18 protein-coding genes are annotated in these 20,149 nt (G+C 73.7%); 9 read left to right on the top strand and 9 right to left on the bottom strand.

What is annotated here, in order from left to right:
- The first annotated feature begins 214 nt into the window (after positions 1–214).
- The gene (gene xylA, locus ACZZ97_RS15420; RefSeq protein WP_123548555.1) at positions 215–1,408 is read left to right on the top strand and encodes a xylose isomerase; all 1,194 of its coding nucleotides are present in this window, start codon (positions 215–217) and stop codon (positions 1,406–1,408) included.
- Positions 1,409–1,798: 390 nt separating this feature from the next.
- On the opposite strand, the gene ACZZ97_RS15415 is transcribed toward xylA, so the two are convergent.
- Positions 1,799–2,740: a transposase gene (locus ACZZ97_RS15415; protein ID WP_463473722.1), complete on the bottom strand. Its 942-nt coding sequence runs from the start codon at positions 2,738–2,740 to the stop codon at positions 1,799–1,801.
- Between the two features lie 84 nt (positions 2,741–2,824).
- Between ACZZ97_RS15415 and ACZZ97_RS15410 the strand changes: the two genes are divergently transcribed.
- From ACZZ97_RS15410 to ACZZ97_RS15400, 3 genes are read left to right on the top strand one after another with little or no spacing between them, the layout of a single operon-like run.
- Entirely contained in the window at positions 2,825–3,484 is a 660-nt protein-coding gene (locus ACZZ97_RS15410) for a TetR/AcrR family transcriptional regulator (RefSeq protein ID WP_463473721.1), read from the top strand.
- A complete protein-coding gene (locus ACZZ97_RS15405) occupies positions 3,481–4,182 on the top strand; it encodes a hypothetical protein (protein ID WP_463473720.1) in 702 nt (233 codons plus the stop codon). The genes ACZZ97_RS15410 and ACZZ97_RS15405 overlap by 4 nt, the downstream gene beginning before the upstream one ends.
- A 2-nt stretch (positions 4,183–4,184) precedes the next feature.
- Positions 4,185–6,272, top strand: a complete 2,088-nt coding sequence (locus ACZZ97_RS15400) for a YhgE/Pip family protein (protein ID WP_463473719.1) — start codon at positions 4,185–4,187, stop codon at positions 6,270–6,272.
- A 31-nt stretch (positions 6,273–6,303) separates the two neighbouring features.
- Here the strand turns inward: ACZZ97_RS15400 and ACZZ97_RS15395 are convergent, their stop codons facing one another.
- The gene (locus tag ACZZ97_RS15395; RefSeq protein WP_463473718.1) at positions 6,304–6,729 is read right to left on the bottom strand and encodes a DUF3151 domain-containing protein; all 426 of its coding nucleotides are present in this window, start codon (positions 6,727–6,729) and stop codon (positions 6,304–6,306) included.
- Positions 6,730–6,839: 110 nt separating this feature from the next.
- On the opposite strand from ACZZ97_RS15395, the gene ACZZ97_RS15390 reads away from it, so the two are divergent.
- Both ACZZ97_RS15390 and ACZZ97_RS15385 read left to right on the top strand, forming a co-directional pair.
- Positions 6,840–8,009: a glycosyltransferase gene (locus tag ACZZ97_RS15390; protein ID WP_463473717.1), complete on the top strand. Its 1,170-nt coding sequence runs from the start codon at positions 6,840–6,842 to the stop codon at positions 8,007–8,009.
- 160 nt (positions 8,010–8,169) lie between these two features.
- A complete protein-coding gene (locus tag ACZZ97_RS15385; RefSeq protein WP_463473716.1) occupies positions 8,170–8,784 on the top strand; it encodes an arsenate reductase/protein-tyrosine-phosphatase family protein in 615 nt (204 codons plus the stop codon).
- A 7-nt stretch (positions 8,785–8,791) separates the two neighbouring features.
- Here ACZZ97_RS15385 and ACZZ97_RS15380 read toward each other — a convergent pair whose 3' ends face one another.
- Positions 8,792–9,436, bottom strand: a complete 645-nt coding sequence (locus ACZZ97_RS15380) for a TrmH family RNA methyltransferase (RefSeq protein ID WP_463473715.1) — start codon at positions 9,434–9,436, stop codon at positions 8,792–8,794.
- 106 nt (positions 9,437–9,542) lie between these two features.
- On the opposite strand from ACZZ97_RS15380, the gene ACZZ97_RS15375 reads away from it, so the two are divergent.
- Positions 9,543–10,355, top strand: coding sequence for an HAD-IIA family hydrolase (locus ACZZ97_RS15375; RefSeq protein WP_463473714.1), 813 nt, complete (start codon positions 9,543–9,545; stop codon positions 10,353–10,355).
- On the opposite strand, the gene ACZZ97_RS15370 is transcribed toward ACZZ97_RS15375, so the two are convergent.
- Together ACZZ97_RS15370 and pyrE are read right to left on the bottom strand one after the other, a co-directional pair.
- The gene (locus tag ACZZ97_RS15370; RefSeq protein ID WP_463473713.1) at positions 10,352–13,174 is read right to left on the bottom strand and encodes a septum formation family protein; all 2,823 of its coding nucleotides are present in this window, start codon (positions 13,172–13,174) and stop codon (positions 10,352–10,354) included. The two genes, ACZZ97_RS15375 and ACZZ97_RS15370, sit on opposite strands and share 4 nt — an antisense overlap.
- The gene (gene pyrE, locus ACZZ97_RS15365; protein WP_463473712.1) at positions 13,171–13,722 is read right to left on the bottom strand and encodes an orotate phosphoribosyltransferase; all 552 of its coding nucleotides are present in this window, start codon (positions 13,720–13,722) and stop codon (positions 13,171–13,173) included. Before pyrE ends, ACZZ97_RS15370 begins: the two co-directional genes overlap by 4 nt.
- A 68-nt stretch (positions 13,723–13,790) precedes the next feature.
- On the opposite strand from pyrE, the gene ACZZ97_RS15360 reads away from it, so the two are divergent.
- Positions 13,791–14,627 carry an exodeoxyribonuclease III gene (locus ACZZ97_RS15360; RefSeq protein ID WP_123548606.1) on the top strand — a complete coding sequence of 279 codons (837 nt, stop codon included), beginning with the start codon at positions 13,791–13,793 and terminating at the stop codon, positions 14,625–14,627.
- A 28-nt stretch (positions 14,628–14,655) separates the two neighbouring features.
- On the opposite strand, the gene ACZZ97_RS15355 is transcribed toward ACZZ97_RS15360, so the two are convergent.
- The gene (locus ACZZ97_RS15355) at positions 14,656–15,576 is read right to left on the bottom strand and encodes an AEC family transporter (RefSeq protein WP_314103992.1); all 921 of its coding nucleotides are present in this window, start codon (positions 15,574–15,576) and stop codon (positions 14,656–14,658) included.
- Positions 15,577–15,638: 62 nt separating this feature from the next.
- Here ACZZ97_RS15355 and ACZZ97_RS15350 point away from each other — a divergent pair, with 62 nt between their 5' ends.
- Positions 15,639–16,691, top strand: coding sequence for a threonine aldolase family protein (locus tag ACZZ97_RS15350; RefSeq protein ID WP_463473711.1), 1,053 nt, complete (start codon positions 15,639–15,641; stop codon positions 16,689–16,691).
- A gap of 43 nt (positions 16,692–16,734) precedes the next feature.
- Here the strand turns inward: ACZZ97_RS15350 and ACZZ97_RS15345 are convergent, their stop codons facing one another.
- The 3 genes from ACZZ97_RS15345 to ACZZ97_RS15335 are packed head-to-tail and all read right to left on the bottom strand — an operon-like array spanning position 16,735 to position 19,996.
- Positions 16,735–17,364, bottom strand: a complete 630-nt coding sequence (locus tag ACZZ97_RS15345) for a phosphoribosylanthranilate isomerase (protein ID WP_463473710.1) — start codon at positions 17,362–17,364, stop codon at positions 16,735–16,737.
- Positions 17,361–18,671 (bottom strand): lipopolysaccharide biosynthesis protein, encoded by a 1,311-nt coding sequence (locus ACZZ97_RS15340; protein ID WP_463473709.1) that lies wholly within the window; start codon positions 18,669–18,671, stop codon positions 17,361–17,363. The genes ACZZ97_RS15345 and ACZZ97_RS15340 overlap by 4 nt, the downstream gene beginning before the upstream one ends.
- Positions 18,668–19,996 (bottom strand): nucleotide sugar dehydrogenase, encoded by a 1,329-nt coding sequence (locus tag ACZZ97_RS15335; protein ID WP_463473817.1) that lies wholly within the window; start codon positions 19,994–19,996, stop codon positions 18,668–18,670. The genes ACZZ97_RS15340 and ACZZ97_RS15335 overlap by 4 nt, the downstream gene beginning before the upstream one ends.
- Positions 19,997–20,149 lie beyond the last annotated feature (153 nt).

The following is a 20,149-nucleotide window of genomic DNA, read 5'->3' as shown; positions in this document are numbered from 1 at the left end:
TCTGACTCCTTCGTCGCGCGTCACCACGTTCGTTGTGGCCAACAACAAAGTACGGGCGACGTCGAGGGCACGCAACCTCCCCGCCCGACGACGGGGGACGCGCTGGCGCAGGGCCCGCCCTGGGGAGGAGCCGTGACGACGCCCTTGTGATCGATGCCTCGAGCGCATATGTTGGAGACGACAACAAACGCTCTCGACGACGAGGACCCCGGACATGACGACCACTCCCACCCGCGACGACAAGTTCTCCTTCGGACTCTGGACGATCGGCTACACCGGCGCCGACCCGTTCGGCGGACCGACCCGACCCGACCTCGACGTGGTCGAGGCCGTCGAGAACCTCGACCGCCTGGGCGCCTACGGCCTGACCTTCCACGACGACGACCTCTTCGCGTTCGGCTCGACCGACGCGGAGCGCCAGAAGCAGATCGACCGCCTCAAGGGCGCGCTCGACGCGACCGGCATCGTCGTGCCGATGGTGACGACCAACCTCTTCAGCGCGCCCGTCTTCAAGGACGGCGGCTTCACCTCCAACGACCGCGGCGTCCGCCGCTTCGCGCTCCGCAAGGTGCTCCGCAACATCGACCTCGCCGCCGAGCTGGGCGCCAAGACCTTCGTCATGTGGGGCGGCCGCGAGGGCGCCGAGTACGACTCCGCGAAGGACGTGCAGGCCGCGCTGTCGCGCTACAAGGAGGGCGTCGACATGCTCTCGCAGTACGTTCTCGACAAGGGCTACGACCTGCGCTTCGCGATCGAGCCCAAGCCCAACGAGCCCCGCGGCGACATCCTGCTGCCGACCCTCGGCCACGCGATCGCGTTCATCGAGACGCTCGAGCACCCCGAGATGGCGGGCGTGAACCCCGAGGTCGGCCACGAGCAGATGGCGGGCCTCAACTTCACGGCCGGCATCGCCCAGGCGCTCTACCAGGGCAAGCTCTTCCACATCGACCTCAACGGCCAGCGCGGCATCAAGTACGACCAGGACCTGGTCTTCGGCCACGGCGACCTGCAGAACGCGTTCTCGCTCGTCGACCTGCTCGAGCACGGCTCGCCCCAGGGCGGCCCGACCTACGACGGCCCGCGCCACTTCGACTACAAGCCGTCGCGCACCGAGGACATCTCGGGCGTCTGGGACTCCGCCGCCGCCAACATGCGCATGTACCTGCTGCTGAAGGAGCGCGCCCAGGCGTTCCGTGCCGACCCCGACGTGCAGGAGGCGCTGGCCGCCTCCCAGGTCGCGGAGCTGTCGACGCCGACGCTCGGCGAGGGCGAGGGCTACGAGCAGCTGCTCGCCGACCGCGCCTCGTACGAGGACTACGACGCGGGGCAGCACTTCGGCGGTCACGGGTACGGGTTCGTCCGCCTGCAGCAGCTCGCGCTCGAGCACCTGATGGGCGCAAGAAACTAAGGGCGGACGCGCCAGCGTTCGCGTTTCTTGCGCCGACGCGCTCTAGCGCGTCGGGGGAACTAGGGCGGACGCGCCAGCGTCCGCGCCGCGAGCGCCGACGCGCTCTGGCGCGTCGGGCGGCTAGGAGCGAACGCGCCAGCGTTCGAGCCGCGAGCCTGATCGGCACGGAACCTCGTTCCGTTCACAGAACCCCGTTGCACGGCGGTTCTCCGAACGGAACGAGGTTCTTCGTCGTCACGGGGAAATCGCCGGCGACGTGAACCGCGTTCCGAACCATGAACCGGGATACAACGCGGTTCATGGTTCGGAACGCGGTGCATCGCGAGCAGGACGGCAACGCGGCGACGGGCGGGCGGGCGAGCGAGCGGGGTCAGTCGCGGACAGGCGGGGTCAGCCGAGGGCGGCTCGGGCTCGATCGGCAGTCTGTCGGGCGGCGGCCGCGTCGGCGGCGGCCCGCCGGCGCTCGCGGGTGAGGAACTTCTCGCGGTCGTCGAGCTCGGCGCTGCGGCGCTCGGCGGCGGCGAACTCGTCCCGGAGTCGGCGCAGCTGCTCGAGGACGGCGTCCCGGTCGTGAGCCAGCCGGGTCGCGCGGTCGTCGACCTCGGCGAGCGCCGCCTCCGCGTCGTCGGCCTCGTGCTCGGCGTGCGCGGCCGCCTGCTCGGCTGCCCGTCGGGCAGCCTCGGCAGCTGCCTGCCGAGCCGCCTCCCGGTCACGTGTCCGTGATCCGCCGCCGGAGGCCGATCCCGGCGCTCCTCCGCCCTCTGCGTCGTGGTCGTCACCGGCGGGGGCAGCGGCGGCTCGCAGCCGCTCCGGGGCGACGCCCTCGGGGGCCGGGCCAGCGACGGCGTCCGTCAGGTCCGCCTCCTCGAGGCCGTCGGCGGCGAGAGCCCGCACGAGGCGGCCGCTGTGCGCGGCGGCCGCAGCGGTCGTGTCGGCCACGGCGGCGCGGAGGGTCTGGTCCACCTCGGCGAGCGCCGCGGCCGAAAGCGGGTGGCCCGCATCGGACGCGAGGAGGCGGGCGCGGGCGACGAGGCCGGCCAGCGCCTCCTTCCGCTCACGGGTCAGGGCGGAGAGGGCAGAGCGGTCGCCGTCGGCCTGGGCCGTGCGGAACCGGTCGCCGAGGGCCGCGAGGGCGACGAGGTCGTCCGGGGCGTCACGGGCGAGGAGGTCGACGGCCCAGGCGGACGCGGAGGCGCGGCGCAGCGAGCGCACGGAGGTCGCCAGGGCGGCGTCGCCGGCCGCCTTCGCCTCGGCGGCCAGGGCGTCGCGGGCGGCGGTGAACTGCTGCGGCGGCAGGACGTAGAGCTGCCGCGCCGCCTCCTCGAGGGTCATCGCCTGACCCTACCGACGCCTCCTCGTCCTCTCCCACGCCATACGATCTTGCACACCATTGTGCAAGATCGTATGATCGGGGACGTGCACTCCCCGTCTTCCCCCTCCTCCCCCACCCGGGCGCCGCGACGCGACGCCGCCGCGAACCGCGAGGCCCTGATGGCGGCCGCAGTGCGCCTCCTCAACGTCGACCCGGCCGTCCCGCTCGAGGCGATCGCCGCCGAGGCGGGGCTCTCCCGGCGCAGCGTCTACGGGCACTTCGCGACCCGCGACGACCTCGTGCGCGAGGTGACCCTTCGCGGTGCCGCCCGCATCGGCGCCGCCGCGGTGCCGGCGCCCTCCGACGACCCGGTCGTCCAGCTCGCCGAGCTCGGCGCGCGCCTGTGGGCCGAGGTCGAGCACGTCCGCGTCATGGCTCAGCTCACCGTGCGCGGGCCGCTGATGCACGACGTGGGCACGGCGCTCGCGCCGCTCCGCGCGTTCCTGCTCGAGACCGTCCGCCGCGGCGTCGCCGACGGCCGGATGCGCGCCGACGTCGACGTCGAGACCCTCGCGCACCTCGTGGAGGGGTCGGCGCTGGCCGTGCTCGACGAGGCGACGGTGCGCGACCTCGACCGCGCCGAGGGCCACCGCCTCGTGATGCTCGCCGTGCTCGGCATGGTCGGGCTCGGCTGGCAGGAGGCGGGCGAGCTCGTCCGCAGCACGCCGGCCCTCGCGCTGCGCACCCCGGAGGACCGCTCGTGAGGCTCGAGCTCGACCACGTCGCCGTCGGCGAGGGGCCCGGGGCGCCGCTGCCCGAGCTGACCGTCGTCGCCGACCGCGGCCTCCCTGGGTTCGTCGCCGTCGAGACGGTCGACGCCCCCGTGCTCGCGTCGCTGATCGCCGGCGGGCGCATGGCCCCGACGCAGGGGCAGGTGACCCTCGACGGGAGCGACGACGCGGCCGCGATCCGCGCCTCCTTCGCCCTGGTCGACACCCCGTCGGTGGCCGAGCCCTTCGCCTCGCTGACCGTCGCACAGGTCGCCCGGGAGGAGCTCGCGCTCGCCGGGCTCCGCAGCGACCGCGCCTCGACCGCGCTGCTGCTCGACGAGATCGGCCTCGCCGAGCACCGCCGCACCCGCCTGCAGGCGCTGCCGACGGAGCTGCGTGTGCGCCTGCTCTGCGAGCTCGCCGTGCTGCGCGAGGGCGTGCGGGGCCTCGTGCTCACCTCGCCCGAGCGGCACGGCGGCGACGTCGCCGCCTGGCTCGCCGTCGTGCACGACCTCGTCGCCCGCGGCGTCACCGTGCTGACGATCACCGGGGCCGCGGCGCTGGCCGCCGTCGAGGCGCTGCCGGTTCCCGACTTCGCGGACCTCGACGACACCAGCGACACCGACACCGACACCGAGACCGACACCCCACCCGACGACAGCGCGGTCGCCCCGACACGAGAGGACCGCTGACCGTGAAGATCATCGCCATCGTCCGAGCCGAGCTGCAGCGGCTGACCTCCACCGGGCTCGCACGCCTCGCCCTCGTCGCCCTGATGACCGTGCCGCTGCTCTACGGCGGCCTCTACCTCTGGGCCAACCAGGACCCGTACGCGAACCTCGACCAGGTGCCCGCGGCGCTCGTCAACGAGGACCAGGGCTCCGTCGTCGACGGCACCGCGACGAACTACGGCGACCAGGTGACCGACGAGGTCGTCGACGGCGGGGACTTCGACTGGCAGACGGTCTCGTCGGCCGACGCGGCGGCCGGGCTGCGCGACGGCACCTACGACTTCACCTTCACGATCCCCCGCGACTTCAGCGCCGACCTGACCTCGGCCAGCTCGGACGACCCGCGGCGCGCGCAGATCGTCCTCGCGACGAACGACACGAACAGCTACCTGGCGACGACGATCGCGGGGCAGGCCGGCAAGACGATCCGCGCGTCGGTGGCCGAGAAGGTCGGCAAGGAGGCGGCGTCCACCTTGCTCGTCGGCCTCGCCGACATCCGGACGGACCTCGGCAGCGCCGCCGACGGGGCGTCGCAGCTCGTCAGCGGCGCGGACTCCGCCGTGTCGGGCGCCGACCAGCTCGTGGCCGGGGCGGCCGACGCGTCGTCGGGAGCCGACCAGCTGTCGACGGGCGCGACCACCGCGGCGACGGGCGCGCGCTCGCTCGCGACCGGCACCTCCCAGCTGGCGACCGGCGCGTCGACCCTCTCGACCGGGCTCGACGAGCTGCGCGACCAGACGACCGGCCTGCCCGCCAGCACGCAGCAGCTCGCGGACGGCGCGGCGCAGGTCGCCGACGGCAACCGGCAGCTCGCGACGGCCGTCGGGCAGGCCGCGACGGCCAGCCAGACGGCCGCCGACGCCGCCCCCGAGACCCAGGCCGCGATCGGACGACAGCTGGTCGCGCTCTTCGTCTCCCAGGGCCAGACGCAGGAGGAGGCGGTCGCCTCGGCGACCGAGGTCGCCTCGTACTTCGCTCCCGTCACCGACGGGCTGGCCGACGCGAACACGCAGGTGCAGCAGCTTAACGGCCAGGTCGGGGCGCTCGCGACGGGCGCCGACCAGGTCTCCGCCGGCGCGGCGGCGCTGGCCGCGGCGACCCCGGCCCTGACGAGCGGCATCTCCGACGCGGCCGCCGGGGCCGACACGCTGGCGACGGGAGCGCAGGGCGCTGCCTCGGGCGCCTCCTCGTTGTCGTCGGGCCTCGGCACGCTCGAGACGGGGGCGGCCTCGCTGTCGACCGGGCTGGGCACGCTCAGCACCGGCACGGTCAGCCTGCGCGACGGGCTCGTGACGCTCGACGACGGCGCCGTGCAGCTGCGCGACGGGCTGCAGAGCGGCCTCGGCGAGATCCCCGCCAGCACCGAGCAGAGCCGCGACGACCAGGCCTCCGCGATCAGCGACCCCGTGAGGGTCGACGACCAGCCGCTCACGAGCGCCGGCACCTACGGCGCGGGGCTCGCCCCGTTCTTCATCAGCCTCGCGGCGTGGATCGGCATCTACGCGCTCTTCTTGATCGTGAAGCCCGTGTCGAAGCGGGCCATCACCGCGGTGAAGGCGCCCGTGCGGGTCGTCGCGGCCGGCTGGCTGACGCCCGCGCTGCTCGGCGTGCTGCAGATGGTCGCCCTGTTCGCGATCGTGCGCGGGGCGCTCGGCTTCGAGGTCGTGCACACCTGGGGGATGCTCGGCCTCATGGCGCTCGCGAGCGTCACCTTCGCGGCGATCATCATGATGCTCAACGTGCTGCTCGGCAGCGTCGGGCAGTTCCTGGGGCTGGTGCTCATGGTCGTGCAGCTCGTGACCGCCGGCGGGACGTTCCCGTGGCAGACGCTGCCCGGGCCGCTCGCCGCGCTGCACTTCGTGCTGCCGATGAGCTACGCGACCGACGGGCTGCGCCAGCTGATGTACGGCGGCAGCACGGCGACGGCGTGGACCGACGCGGGCGTGCTCGCGCTCTGGATGCTCGGCGCGCTGCTCGTGTCGCTGCTCGCGACGGCGCGGATGACGCGGCAGCGGACGCTGCGCGACCTGCGGCCGTCGCTGATCGGCTGAGGCGCGGGGCCGGGAGGCGCAGGGGGCGCCGTCAGCGCCGGCCCGCCTCCTCGGCCTCCATCGCCGGGGCAGCTGCGGGGTCGGCGTCGGCCAGGAACGTGCCGAGCCGCTCGACCTCGGCGGTCTCGCCGATCGCGGCGGCTCCGCGACGCAGGGCGAAGAGCGAGCGCAGCACCCCGCGGTTCGGCTCGTGCGACCACGGGACCGGCCCCTGTCCGCGCCAGCCTGCTCCGCGCAGCGCGTCGAGGCCGCGGTGGTAGCCGACCCGCGCGTAGGCGTAGGCCTCGAGGTCGGCGCCCCGCGCGGAGGCCTCGTCGCTGAGCAGGGCCCAGGCGAGCGACGACGTCGGGTGGGCGACCACGACGTCGGCGAGCGAGAGCGTCTCGAGGTCGGCCGTCACGGCGGGGTCGGCGGGCAGGAGGGTCTCGGGAACGCCGAGGAGGTTCGTGGAGGGCATGTCCCCATCCTCTCGCGCCCGGGCAGCGACGCGGGCAGCCTCGCGGACAGCCGGCGGGCGGCGCTGCGGTACCGTGGTGCGCCGCGCGCCCCCTCTCGGAACGGACGTCCATGTCGCCTCGCCCTCGCCCCTCCTCCGGTGCCCTCGACGGTGCGGCCCCCGACGGCCGCAGGCCCTCCGTGGCCGTGATCGGCACGCGCGGCTACCCGAGCTACTACGGCGGCTTCGAGACGGCCGTGCGGCGCATCGCGCCCGCCCTCGTCGACGCCGGCTGGGACGTCACGGTCTACGGCCGCCACGGCGCCCTGCGGGACGACGACCCGACGCGCGACCGGCGTGTGACGTCGCGGCTCACCCGCGGCGTCGAGAGCAAGTCGTTCAGCACCCTCAGCTACGGCCTCACCGCCGTGCTCGACGCCGTCCGCCGCCGGCCTGACGCCGCCCTCGTGATGAACGTCGCGAACGGCTTCTGGCTGCCGCTGCTCCGGCTGCGCGGCATCCCGGTGCTGATCAACGTCGACGGGATCGAGTGGGAGCGGGCCAAGTGGGGCACGGCGGCCAAGACCGTCTTCAAGCTCGGAGCCCGCGCCTCCGCACGGTTCGGCACGACGATCGTCTGCGACGCGGTCGAGATCGTGCGCCGCTGGCGCGAGGAGTTCCGCGTCGAGGGAACGTTCATCCCCTACGGCGGCGACCCCGTGCGCGAGCTGCCCGTCGAGCCCGGGCTGACGCACGGCAGCTACGCCCTCGTCGTCGCGCGGTTCGTGCCCGAGAACTCGATCGTCGAGTTCGTCGAGGCCGCCCGCCGCATCGCCGAGCGCCACGACGTCGTGATCGTCGGGTCGACGGGCTACGGCGGCGAGCTCGACGACCTCGTGCGGGACCTCGCGGCCGAGAACGACCGCGTGCGCTGGCTCGGCCACGTCAGCGACGACGACCGCCTGTTCGCGCTCTGGCAGCACGCCGGCGCGTACTTCCACGGCCACAGCGTGGGCGGCACGAACCCGGCCCTGGTGCAGGCGATGTTCACCGGGGCACCCGTCGTGGCGCGCGACACCGTCTACAACCGCGAGGTGCTCGCCGACTCGGGCCTCTTCGTGCCGCCGGAGTCCGACGCCATCGCCGACGCGATGGTCGCCCTGCTCGACGACCCGGCCGAGCAGCAGCGACTGCGGGAGGCGGCGCTGCGGCGCGCCGAGGAGTCGTACAGCTGGCAGTCGGTGTGCGACGCCTACGAGGAGGCGCTGCGCCGGTCCCTGCCCACGCACCGGGGGCGGTGAGGGCCGACGGACGTCGCGGCGGGCCCGGGGCGCGTACCGATCGAGTCCCCCCTCGGCTCGGACGTGACATGTTAGGTTCGAACGGCACCCGGTGGGCGGGCTCTCCGAGACCGTCGCACCGACTGTCGTGCCAGGCGCCAGCACCCCCGAGATGAGGACCATGCAGCTCTCCGACTCCGCCCAGGCCGATGTCATCGAGATCATCACGGTCTGCACCGGCAACATCTGCCGTTCGCCCCTCGCCGAGATCCTGCTGCGAGATCGGCTCGCCGATCTCCCGGTCGTCGTCTCCAGCGCCGGCACGCGGGCGGTCGTCGGAGCAGCGCTGCCGGCGCAGATGACCCTCGGCGCGACCGCGCGGGGGCTCGACCCGACGCACGCGGCGCGCCAGCTCGGCGGCGAGATGCTCCGCGCGCCCGACCTCGTGCTCGGTCTCGCGCGCGAGCACCGCGCCGCCGCCGCCGCCCTCGTGCCCCGCAGCGGCCGGAAGGCGATGACCCTGCTGCAGTTCGCGCGCGTCATCGAGCAGCGCGGCTCCGACCTGGCAGCCGAGGCGAACGCCGCAGCAGCCGACCCTGTCGGCCGCCTGCGGACGGCGATCGGGTTCGCCCTCGCCGAGCGCGGCTCCGTCGTTCCGCCCCGGTCCCCCGACGACGACGACGTCGCCGACCCCTACGGCCGCGACGACAAGGCGTACGCGACGGCGATCGCACAGATCACCGTCGCCGTCGACACGGTCGCCGGTTACCTGCACCGGGCCGCCGGTCCGCGCTGACCCCCGCTCAGAAGCGGTGCTGACGGATCCACTCGTGCATCACGATCGCCCCGGCAGCCGACGCGTTGATGCTGCGCGTCGAGCCGAACTGCGAGATCTCGACCACCACGTCGGCCGCCTCCAGCGACTCCGGGCTCAGCCCGGGCCCCTCCTGCCCGAACAGGAGCACGCACCGTTCCGGCAACGCGAGCGTCTCGAGCGGCACCGATCCCTCGACGTTGTCCACCGCGACCACGAGGAGGCGCTGTTCACGGGCCCACGCCACGAACGTCGCGACGTCGGGGTGGTGCAGCACGTGCTGGTAGCGATCGGTGACCATCGCGCCCCGCTTGTTCCACCGCCTCCTGCCGACGATGTGCACGGTGTCGGCGGCGAACGCGTTGGCGCTGCGCACGATCGACCCGATGTTCATGTCGTGCTGCCAGTTCTCGATGGCGACGTGGAACGGGTTCCGTTGCTGGTCGAGATCGGCGACGATCGCCTCGAGGGTCCAGTAGCGGTAGCGGTCGACGACGTTGCGGCGGTCGCCGTCGCGGAGCAGCTCGTGATCCCAGCGGTCGCCGTCGGGCCAGGAGGCCTCTCCGCCCGGCCACGGGCCGACCCCGTGGGTCGGGGGCTCGGCGGTCGCGTCGGGCTGGTCGTCGTGGGGCACGACCGCCAGCGTAGGGCGAAGGCGCTGCCCGACCGCGCCTCCTGGTGTCGGGTGGCCCGACGACCCGCACCTCCGGATGTCCGCGGACGCTCAGTAAGCTGCCCGCATGGGAACTCGCGACGACGTCGAATGCTGGTTGACCGACATGGACGGCGTGCTGGTGCACGAGAACCAGGCCCTGCCCGGCGCCGCGGCGCTGATCCAGCAGTGGCAGGACGAGGGCACCCCGTACCTCGTGCTCACGAACAACTCGATCTTCACGCCGCGTGACCTGAGCGCGCGGCTCCGCGCCTCGGGCCTGCACGTGCCCGAGGAGCGCATCTGGACGAGCGCACTCGCCACGGCCGACTTCTGCCGCTCGCAGATGCCGGGCGGCTCGGCGTTCGTGATCGGCGAGGCCGGGATGACGACGGCCCTGCACGAGGCCGGCTTCATCATGACCGAGACCGACCCCGACTACGTCGTCGTCGGCGAGACCCGCAACTACTCGTTCGACGCGATCACGAAGGCGGTACGGCTGATCCTCGGCGGAGCGCGCTTCATCGTCACCAACCCCGACACGACCGGGCCGAGCGCGGACGGCCCCATGCCGGCCACCGGCGCCATCGCCGCGATGATCACGGCGGCGACCAACAAGCAGCCCTACGTCGTCGGCAAGCCGAACCCGATGATGTTCCGCTCGGCGATGAACCGCATCGGCGCGCACAGCGAGAACACCGCGATGATCGGCGACCGGATGGACACCGACGTGGTCGCCGGCATCGAGGCGGGACTGCACACGATCTTGGTCATGACGGGGATCAGCGACCAGGCCGAGATCGACCGCTACCCGTTCCGCCCCAACGAGGTGCTCAGCGGCGTGCACGAGCTGGTCCGCGCCGAGCCGCTCGAGACCGACGTGGTGCCGAGCGAGCTCTAGGCCGCGGCCGGCGCGACGCTGGTCGTCATCGGCTCGCCGCTCGCGCGGTCGACGAAGCACCAGTACGAGCGGACCCCGGCGGCCCACTCCGCGTCGGTCGACGGCCAACTCGCGCTGAACTGCGCGTCGGCCCAGGTCGAGGCGGCGGCGAGGTCGAGCGCGCTCGCCCCGGTGCAGAGCACGGACATCTGCGACTGCAGCGCATCGCTGCCCGGGTACGCCGCGGCCGGGTCCGCGTCGAGCGCCCCGATCGAGGCCAGCTGGGCGACGTGCGGCTGCCCGCAGTCGACGACCTCGTAGTCCTGCTGCCACGCGTTCTCGAAGGCCGAGAAGCACTCGCCGCCCTGCAGGTCGCTCCACGGGTGCGTGCCCGTCGAGAGCGGGCCGGCCGCCGCCTCCTGCGGGAGCTCCGCGGGCGCGGCGGTCACGGTCCGGGCGGCCACGGCCGCGGCGGGGGCCTCGCTCGGCTGCGGCGCCCCGGAGAAGAGCGACCTGCTGAGCACGAACAACGCGACGAGCGCGAGCACGATCACGAGCGCCGCGGCGACGCCGAGCAGCACCTTGCGGCCACGGGACCACGACGCGATGCCGCCCCCGGGTCCTTCCGCGGACGACGCCGCCACAGCTCTGGACGGCGCCGACGGAGCGGACGGGCCACCGCGCGGGACGAGGGGCGAGGAGCCCGAGGAGGAGGAGGCCGGCGCGGACCGCGACCCTGCCTCGACGCTCAGCCCGGGCAGGTCGGCGTCGGTGTGCGGCACCGAGCGAGGGCGCTCCCCGGCGGCGGTCGGCGGGGTCACGGCCGCGGCGGCGGCCTCCGTCGCCCCGGCGCCCGCCAGGCCTGCGCCCGCGAGACCTGCGCCCGCGAGGGGCAGCGCCGCCGTGGCCGCGTCCGGGGCGTCCTCCTCGGCCTCGACCTGGAGCACGGCGAACGGGTCGTCGAGGTCGAGCGGCTCGTCGTCCCGGGCCGGGCCCACGAGCTCGTCGCCCTCGGCGGCGGTGGTCGAGGCGTCCTCGACGGGCAGCTCGTCGCTCAGCGCCCAGGACCCGCCCGACGGCAGCGGGCCCGGATCGACGAGGTCGCTGCGTCCCGCGTCGGCCGCGGGGTCACCGGGGGTGTCCTCCAGTGACTCGCTCGCGTCGCCCGACGGTCGCACGATGCCCAGCAGCTCGGTGAACGTGGGCTCCGGCTCGTCGGCCGACGGCGCTGACGCGGCTCCCGACGGCGCGGCGAAGGGCAGGCCGGCAGGAGGTGCGGCGGGGGCCCCGGCAGCGCTCTCGTCGTCAGCGGCGGCGGCCGCAGCCGCAGCATCCGGGGACGCCGCCACCGCGGGCGGCACGACGACGCCGGCAGCCTCGGCCTCGCGGCGCTCTCGCCGGGTCATCTCGTGGTGCTCGGCGATCCACCAGGGCTCCGCGGGCGCGGACTCGGCCGTGCCCGGCTCGGGCTCGGGCTCGGGCTCGGGCTCGAGCTCGAGCTCGAGCTCGGGCTCCGAGGCGAACTCGGTCGCGGGCTCGGTCTGCTCGATCGCGGACTCAGGCTCGCCCGTCAGCTCGGACCCGGGCTCTGCCTGCTCGATCGCGGACTCAGGCTCGCCCGTCAGCTCGGCGGCGGGCTCTGCCTGCTCGATCGCGGACTCAGGCTCGCCCGTCAGCTCGGCGGCGGGCTCGGTCTGCTCGATCGAGGGCTCGGACTCGGGCTGCTCGACTGAGGACTCGGAGTCGGGCTCGACCAGGTCGACTGCGGGCTCCGGCGCGGACGCGTCCGGGCCCGCAGACAGATCAGGCGCAGCAGCCGCAGCAGGGACCGCGGCAGCCGGGAGGTCGAACGCACGCGTCTGCGCGTCGTCGGCCGCGTCGGTCGACGGGACGGGCGCCTCCTCGGCGTCCTCGCCCGCGGCGGGCGGCAGGTCGACGTCGTCCCGGGACCCTCCGTCCGGGCTCGGGCCCTCGGCCCGGTCGTCGGACGCCGCCGGGGTGCTCCAGTCGAAGGACGACGGGAAGACGGGCTGCGGCGCGACGGCGGGCGTGATCAGGGCGGTGAAGGGGCCGGGCTCGTCCCGCGGCGCGGGGCCGGCCTCGGATTCCTCGACCGAGGCGCCGTCCGAGGTGTCGGGCTCGTCGCCGGCCCCCGCGGCCGACGGGTCGGCGGGCGGCACCGCGGCGGGCGGCACCGCGGCGGGCGGCACCGGCACAGGACGCGGCGCGACCGCCGGCGGGACCTCGTAGCGAGGAGGCGCGACGGCCTCCGACCGGACGGTCTCGTCCGCGTCGGGGACGCCCTCGTGCTCGACGGCCCCCTCGGCGGACGGCGTCGACTCAGCGGACGGCGTCTGCTCAGCGGACGGCGTCGGCTCACCGGACGGCGTCGGCTCACCGGACGGCGTCGGCTCGGACGGCGAGGGAGGCGGCACCGTCCCGGCGAGCGCCGAGAGGTCGAGCGCCATCGGGTGGCCCGAGCTCTTCACGACCTCGGACTCGGCGGTGGGGGCGGGCGGCACGGTGAACGGCGCGGAGCGGACGGTCTCGGCCGAGATCGGCGTCGCCGCCGTCCGGAGGCCGGGCTCGGCCACGCCGTCGTCGGCAGTGTCTGCCTCGACCGAGCGGTCCTCTGCCGACACGCCGTCGTCGCGCGGGCCGCCCTCGACCTGGCCGCCCTCCGCCAGGCCGTCGTCGTCGACCGGGCGGGCCTCGACCGCGTCGTCGTCGGCGAACTGCGCCGCGAGCCAGTCGCCCGCGTCGAGCCCCGACGTGTCGTCAGCCGGCTCCCGGCCCGTCTCCTCGTCGTCAGACCCGCGGCCGTCGCGCGCGTCGTTCACGGCTGCAGCCCGAGGTCGTCCAGCCCGATGGCCGCGTAGTAGGGGTAGCCGGCGGCCTCGATGACCTCGCGGGCGCCGGTGCTGCGGTCGACGACGACGGCGACGGCCGCGATCTCCGCGCCCACCGCCTCCAGCGCCTTCGCGGCGGCCAGGGGCGAGCCCCCGGTGGTGGAGGTGTCCTCGAGGACGACCACCCGCTTGCCCTCGAGGTCGGGGCCCTCGACCTGCTTGCCGCGACCGTGGTCCTTGGGCTCCTTGCGGACGACGAAGGCGTCGTAGTCGCGCCCCATCGCCACGCCCTGGTGCAGCACGGCGGAGGCGATCGGGTCGGCTCCCATCGTCAGGCCGCCCACGGCGAACACGTCGGGCACCTCGGCGATGAGGTCGACCATGACCTGTCCGATCAGGGGGGCGACGCGGTGGTCGAGGCTGACCTTCCGCAGGTCGATGTAGTAGCTCGCCTTCTTGCCGCTCGTGAGCGTGAAGTCGCCGTGGAAGACGGCCTCGGAGCGGATGTAGTCGATGAGCTGCGTGCGTGCGTCGGTCACGGTGACCAATGGTAGGGCAGGAGGCTCCGCCCAGGCCGGGTGCGCCTCCTGCCGGTAGCGTGGACGGCATGCGCGTCGCGACCTGGAACGTCAACTCCGTCCGTGCCCGAGTCGGCCGGGTCGTCGACTGGCTCGTCCGTGAGGACGTCGACGTCGTCGGCCTGCAGGAGATCAAGTGCAAGCCCGAGCAGTTCCCGTTCGACGCGTTCCGCGAGGCCGGCTACGAGGTCGAGCTGCACGGCCTCAGCCAGTGGAACGGCGTCGCCTTCGCGAGCCGCCTGCCGATGGACGACGTGACGATCACGTTCCCCACCCAGCCCGGCTTCGCCAAGGGGCAGGAGGGGCCCGACCAGCCGAAGGAGGCTCGCGCGATCGGCGTCACCGTCGAGGGCGTCCGCCTCTGGTCGCTCTACGTGCCGAACGGCCGTGAGCTGGGCGACCCCCACTACGACTACAAGCTCGACTGGCTCGCCGCCCTCGCCGCCGAGACGGAGGCCTGGATCGCCGAGCGGCCCGACCAGCCGCTCGCGCTGATGGGCGACTGGAACGTCGCCCCGCTCGACACCGACGTGTGGGACGTCTCGGTCTTCGAGGGCCACACCCACGTCAGCCAGCCCGAGCGCGACGCGTTCGCCGCCTTCGAGCGGGTCGGCCTGACCGACGTCGTGCGCCCGCGTCTGCCCGAGGGCTACACCTACTGGGACTACAAGCAGCTGCGTTTCCCCAAGAACGAGGGCATGCGCATCGACTTCATCATGGGGTCGCAGCCGTTCGCGGACCTCGTGACGGACGCGTCGATCCACCGCGACGAGCGCAAGGGCGACGCCCCGAGCGACCACGTCCCCGTCGTGGTCGACCTCGAGCTCGACACCGAGCTCGACGACGACCGCCCGATGATCTTCTGAGGCGACCTGCCTGCCGAGGAGGCGCCGCCTACTTGAGCAGCGCCGCGACCAGCACCAGCAGGGGCACCGACCCGATCGTCGTCACGAGCACCGTGTCGCGGGCGACCACGACGCCGGTCTGGTAGCGCTGCGCGTAGTTGAAGACGTTCTGCGCGCTCGGCAGCCCGGCCAGGACGACCGCGACGAAGAGCTGGTCGTGCCCGAGGTCGAAGACGAAGGCGCCGAGCGACCAGGCGACGACGGGCATGACGACGAGCTTGAGGGCCGTGGCTATCGCGATGTCGGCCCGGCCCTCGCGTGCTTGCAGCGGCTTCGAGCCCGAGAGCGACATCCCGAACGAGATCAGGACGACCGGAACGGCCGCGCCGCCGACGAGCAGGAGCGGCTGCATGACGGGGTCGGGGATCTCGATCTCGAGCACGGCGACCAGGACCCCGAGCGCCGAGCCGATCAACAGGGGGTTGAGCAGGGGCCGCGCGACGGCGCGCCCCACGCTGCTGCCCCGGTTCGTGACCGTGTCCATCACCGTCAGCACGATCGGTGTGATGACGAGCAGCTGGTAGAGCAGCACGGGGGCGACGAAGGTCGCGCTGCCGAGCACGTAGGTCGCGACCGGCAGGCCGATGTTGTTGGCGTTGACGTAGGCGCCGCCCATCGTGCCCATGGTCGTCTCCGCCGCCGAGCGACGCAGGACGAACCTCAGCAGCACCACCGAGATCACGGCGGCGGCGAGGGAGGCGAGGGCCGACACCACGAGGAGGTCCGAGAACAGCACGTGCACGTCGGCCCGCGAGATCGTGGAGAAGAGCAGGCAGGGCGTGAGGACGAAGAAGACGAGGCGCGAGAGCACCTGGTGACCGGTCGGGCCGAGCAGGTCGATGCGTCCGACCACCCAGCCGGCGGCGATGATCACCCCGATGATCCCGAACCCGATCAGCACTCCGCCCATGTGCCCATCCTGCCCGACGCCTGTCGCGGGGCCCACCGCCTCCGCTGGGGCAGGATGGTCGGGTGACCTCCCTGCACGACGCCTCGGCCCACACGTTCGCCTCCGACAACTACGCGGGGGCGCACCCCGAGGTCATCGCGGCCGTCGCCGACGCGAACGGCGGCCACGTCGCGTCGTACGGAGCTGACCCCTACACGGCCCGGCTCTCCGAGCTCGCCGTCGAGACGTTCGGCGAGGGTGCCACCATCCACCCCGTGCTGACCGGCACCGGGGCCAACGTGGCCGCCCTACAAGCTCTCACTCCGCGCTGGGGCGCCGTCATCTGCGCCGCGACGGCGCACATCTACACCGACGAGGGAGGCGCACCCGAGCGGATGGGCGGCCTCAAGCTCCTCACCGTGACCACGCCCGACGGCAAGCTCACTCCCGAGCTGATCGACCGGCAGGCCCACGGCTGGGGCGACCAGCAGCGACCGCAGCCGCTGGCCGTCTCGATCACGCAGAGCACCGAGCTCGGCACGGTCTACACACGGGACGAACTGCGCGCGATCAGCGACCACGCCCACGCGCTCGGCATGCGGGTGCACCTCGACGGCGCGCGCCTCGCGAACGCGGCTGCCTCGACCGGCGCGTCGCTGCGCGAGCTGACGCGGGACGCCGGCGTCGACAGCGTGTCGTTCGGCGGCACGAAGAACGGCCTCGTCCTCGGCGAGTCGATCGTCGCCTTCTCGCCGGAGGCCGAGGAGGGCATCACCTACCTGCGCAAGATGGACGCCCAGCTGCCGTCCAAGATGCGTTTCATCTCGGCGCAGTTCGTCGCCCTGCTCGAAGGCGACCTGTGGCTCCGTTCGGCTTCGCGGGCCAACGCCATGGCCAGGCGGCTGCGTGACGGACTCGCCGGGCTGGACGGCGTCACCGTGACGCAGCCGGTCGAGGCGAACGGCGTCTTCGTGGTGCTGCCGAGGGCGGTCGTCGAGCCGATCCGTGCGGTGCACCACTTCTACGACTGGGACCGGGCGTCGGGCGAGGTGCGTCTGATGTGCTCGTTCGACACCACCGAAGCCCACGTCGACGCGCTCGTCGACGACATCGCGGTGGCGATCGCCGCGCTCTGAGCGGCCGCGCCGTCGGCGTCCGCGTCAGCGCCGGGCGTCCGCGTCAGCGCCGGGCGGCCGCGACGAACGCGTCGATGAGCTCGACGCTCTTGACGCCCCGTGACGACTCCACGCCGGAGCTGACGTCGACGCCGACCACGCGGGCCCCGGCGGCCCGCAGCGCCGCGACGCGACCCGCGACGTTGGCGGGGGTCAGCCCGCCGGCGAGCAACCAGTCGCCGCGCGGGGGCGCGGCGAGCACGTGAGCGACGTCGAACGTGGCCCCGGCCCCGGGGACGGCGGCGTCGAGCAGCAAGGCGTCCTCTCGGAACGCCGCCCGGCGCTCGTCGCCCTCGTCGGCATGGGCGGCCGCGTCGACCGCACGGATCACGCGGAACCCCGCGGCTCGCACGGCGGCGACGTCGGCCGGCGACTCGCTGCCGTGCAGCTGCACGGTCGAGACGCCCGCAGTGCGGGCCAGCTCGAGCACCTCCTCCGTCGGCTGGTCGCGGAACACGCCGACCGTCTCGACGCGATCGCCCACGGAGGCGGCGAGGTCCCGAGCCGTCTCGGCGTCGACCGTGCGCGGACCGCCCGGTGCGAGGACGAACCCGACCGCATCGGCCCCGGCCCTGACAGCCGCCTCCACCGTCGTCGGCGTCGAGAGGCCGCAGATCTTCACCCAGATGCTCATGCAGGCCAGTCTGCCGTGTGCCGGGTCACGGCACGATCGACCAGGAGCAGCAACACGGCGTAGCTGAGCAGCGAGGCCCCGGACCAGGCGGCGAGCGACACGACCAGGTCGGTGCCCGCCAGGCCCGTGACGACGATCGCGCCGGCAGTCGCGGCGAACCGGCCCAGATCCCAGGCGAGCTGCGTGCCCTGCCGTTCGAGGAGCGGCAGGAGGCGGGAGAAGGGCGACACCACGACCTGCGCGGCGAAGGCGGGCACCATGATCGAGGCGACGGCACCCGAGCCTGCCCACGCTCCGCCGAACACGACCGGGAACACGGAGGGAGCGACGGCAGCCACGAGGACCGCCACCACGACGGCCACCACGGTGAGGCGCGCCACCGCTCGACGGACGCTGCCACGGAGGTCGCCCTGGCGGGCACGCACCAGCGCGCCGAGCTGCCCCTCGACCTGCAGCCCGACCGCGTCCGCGACCATGCCGACAGGAGCGCCGAGCACCCGCAGCGTCAGAGCGACCCCGCCCAGCGTGGCAGACCCGTGGGCCGCCGCCAGGAGCACGATCGGAGCTTGCTGTCCGGCCACGTTGACCAGGCTCGACCACGTGCTGACCAGGGGGAACCGGCGGTACCGGACGATGACGGCTCGCATCGCGCTGCGCCGCAGCACAGGCGCCGCGCGACGCGACCGCCCCCGCCCGGCCGCGGCGCCGCCGAGCGCGGCGAGGCGCCCGGCGGCGACCCCGAGCACGAGGCCCAGCGAGCCCCCGAGCGGGGCGAGGGAGAGGTTGCAGACGACCTGGCCGACGCCCTGGAGGACGTTGCGCCTGGCCAGACCTCGATAGTCGCGCCGCCGCGCGGCCCATGCGGTGACGACTCGTTGCGTCGCCACGAGCGCGACGGTGACGGGGCACACCCACCACGCGTCGGCGAGCACCTGCGTGCCGGTGAGGTCGGCGAGCTGCTCGCGGCACAGGAAGGCGACGACGGTCGCGGCCGTCGACAGGACGAGGACGGAGACGAGAGCACTGGCCACCAGGAGGCGTGCTGCTGTCTCCCCTCTCGGCACGACGATCGCGCGGTCCCACCCGAGGGGAGCGACGGCGCCCACGACGCTGGACAGGGCGGTCACCACCGCGAGGGCCCCCAGGTCGGCTGGACCGTAGAGACGCGTGATCACCGGCGAGGCCGCCACGACGAGCCCCTGGCCGACGATGCTCCCGGTGACGACCCGCGCGGCGGGCCGACCGGCGTGACGACGCAGGGCTGCTGCCGCCCGCCGTGCAGCCGAGCTCGCGAGCGTGGCGTTCACGGTCTCGGTGCCTGCCCCTCCGCCAGGGCCGACACGGTCCCGTCACCGATGGACGCGACGACACAGGACGGCCAGGCCGCCGGGTCGACGCACCGCCGCCCGTCGAGGACCGAACGCACGCCCGGCACGTCTGAGTCGCTCCACCCTCGGTACTCGGCATGGTCCGCCTGCACCACGACCGCAGTGGCAGGCTCGCCTCGTCGATGGGCGACGAACCCGAGCCCCTCGAGCTCGGCGTCGTCGTACAGGGGGTCGTGCACGACGACGCGCGCACCGGCGTCGGTCAACGCCCGCACCGTCTCGGAGACTCCCGAGAACGCCGTCTCCTTGACGCCGCCACGGTAGGCCGCTCCGAGCACGGCGACGGTCTCGCCCTCCAGGTCGCCGTGCACTCGGCGAAGCAGCTCGACGGAGTGCCTCGGCATGGCGGCGTTCCGGTCGCGTGCCGCGCGGACGATGTCCGCCTGCGGGTCGTTCCACAGGTACAGGCGGGGATAGACCGGGATGCAGTGCCCGCCCACGGCGATGCCGGGCTGGTGGATGTGGCTGTACGGCTGCGAGTTGCAGGCGTCGATGACGGCGCCGACGTCGACGCCGACGGTCTCGGCGTAGCGCGCGAACTCGTTGGCCAGACCGATGTTCACGTCTCGGTAGGTGGTCTCCGCCAGCTTCGCCATCTCGGCGGCCTCGGCCGAGCCGAGGTCCCAGACGCCGTTCGGCCGGGCGAGGTCGGGTCGTTCGTCGAACTGGAGCGCGCTCTCGTAGAAAGCGACAGCTCGGCGGGTGCCGTGTTCGGAGAGGCCGCCGACCAACTTGGGGTAACGCCGCAGATCGCTGAACACCCGTCCTGTGAGCACCCGTTCCGGAGAGAACACCACGTCGAAGTCGACGCCCTGCGTCAGGCCGCTGCCGGCTTCGAGCCGAGGCGCCCACCGCCCACGGGTCGTGCCGACGGGCAGAGTCGTCTCATAGGCGACGAGCGTTCCCCGCGTCAGCGAGGCGGCCAGCGAGTCGGTCGCCGCGTCCATCCAGCCGAAGTCGGGCCGAGCCTCGTCGTCGACGAACAGCGGCACGACGACGACCACGACATCGGCCCCCGGCACTGCGTCCGTGTAGTCGGTCGTCGCCCGGAGGGCGCCGGTCGGGACCAGCTCGCCGAGACGGCGTGCGAGATCGTGCTCTCCGGGGAACGGCTCGGCGCCGTCGTTGACGAGGTCGACGACGCGGCGTGACAGGTCGACCCCGGTGACCTCGTGGCCGGAGGAGGCGTACTGCACCGCTAGGGGGAGGCCGATCTTGCCTAGGCCGATGACGGTGATCCTCATGGGTTCCTGCCTGGTCGTCGACGAGTCGACGTCGGCGGAGGCCTCGGTCATGAAGTGTGGCTCCGGGTTCATCATGTCCTTTCAAGACCTTTCACGAATGTGACATTAGAATACGACACTGCATGCTGGAATACCAGTGAAGATCCACGTCAG

This window comes from Frigoribacterium sp. AC512, from assembly GCF_979258295.1.
This window is presented reverse-complemented; position numbering and strand designations above follow the sequence as displayed.

Coding starts and splice junctions, on each gene's coding strand:
- ACZZ97_RS15375 (WP_463473714.1), top strand. CDS start 9,543: ATGGGAACTCGCGACGACGTCGAATGCTGGTTGACCGACATGGACGGC.
- ACZZ97_RS15390 (WP_463473717.1), top strand. CDS start 6,840: ATGTCGCCTCGCCCTCGCCCCTCCTCCGGTGCCCTCGACGGTGCGGCC.
- ACZZ97_RS15355 (WP_314103992.1), bottom strand. CDS start 15,576: ATGGGCGGAGTGCTGATCGGGTTCGGGATCATCGGGGTGATCATCGCC.
- ACZZ97_RS15385 (WP_463473716.1), top strand. CDS start 8,170: ATGCAGCTCTCCGACTCCGCCCAGGCCGATGTCATCGAGATCATCACG.
- ACZZ97_RS15395 (WP_463473718.1), bottom strand. CDS start 6,729: ATGCCCTCCACGAACCTCCTCGGCGTTCCCGAGACCCTCCTGCCCGCC.
- ACZZ97_RS15335 (WP_463473817.1), bottom strand. CDS start 19,996: ATGAGGATCACCGTCATCGGCCTAGGCAAGATCGGCCTCCCCCTAGCG.
- xylA (WP_123548555.1), top strand. CDS start 215: ATGACGACCACTCCCACCCGCGACGACAAGTTCTCCTTCGGACTCTGG.
- ACZZ97_RS15415 (WP_463473722.1), bottom strand. CDS start 2,740: ATGACCCTCGAGGAGGCGGCGCGGCAGCTCTACGTCCTGCCGCCGCAG.
- ACZZ97_RS15345 (WP_463473710.1), bottom strand. CDS start 17,364: ATGAGCATCTGGGTGAAGATCTGCGGCCTCTCGACGCCGACGACGGTG.
- ACZZ97_RS15360 (WP_123548606.1), top strand. CDS start 13,791: ATGCGCGTCGCGACCTGGAACGTCAACTCCGTCCGTGCCCGAGTCGGC.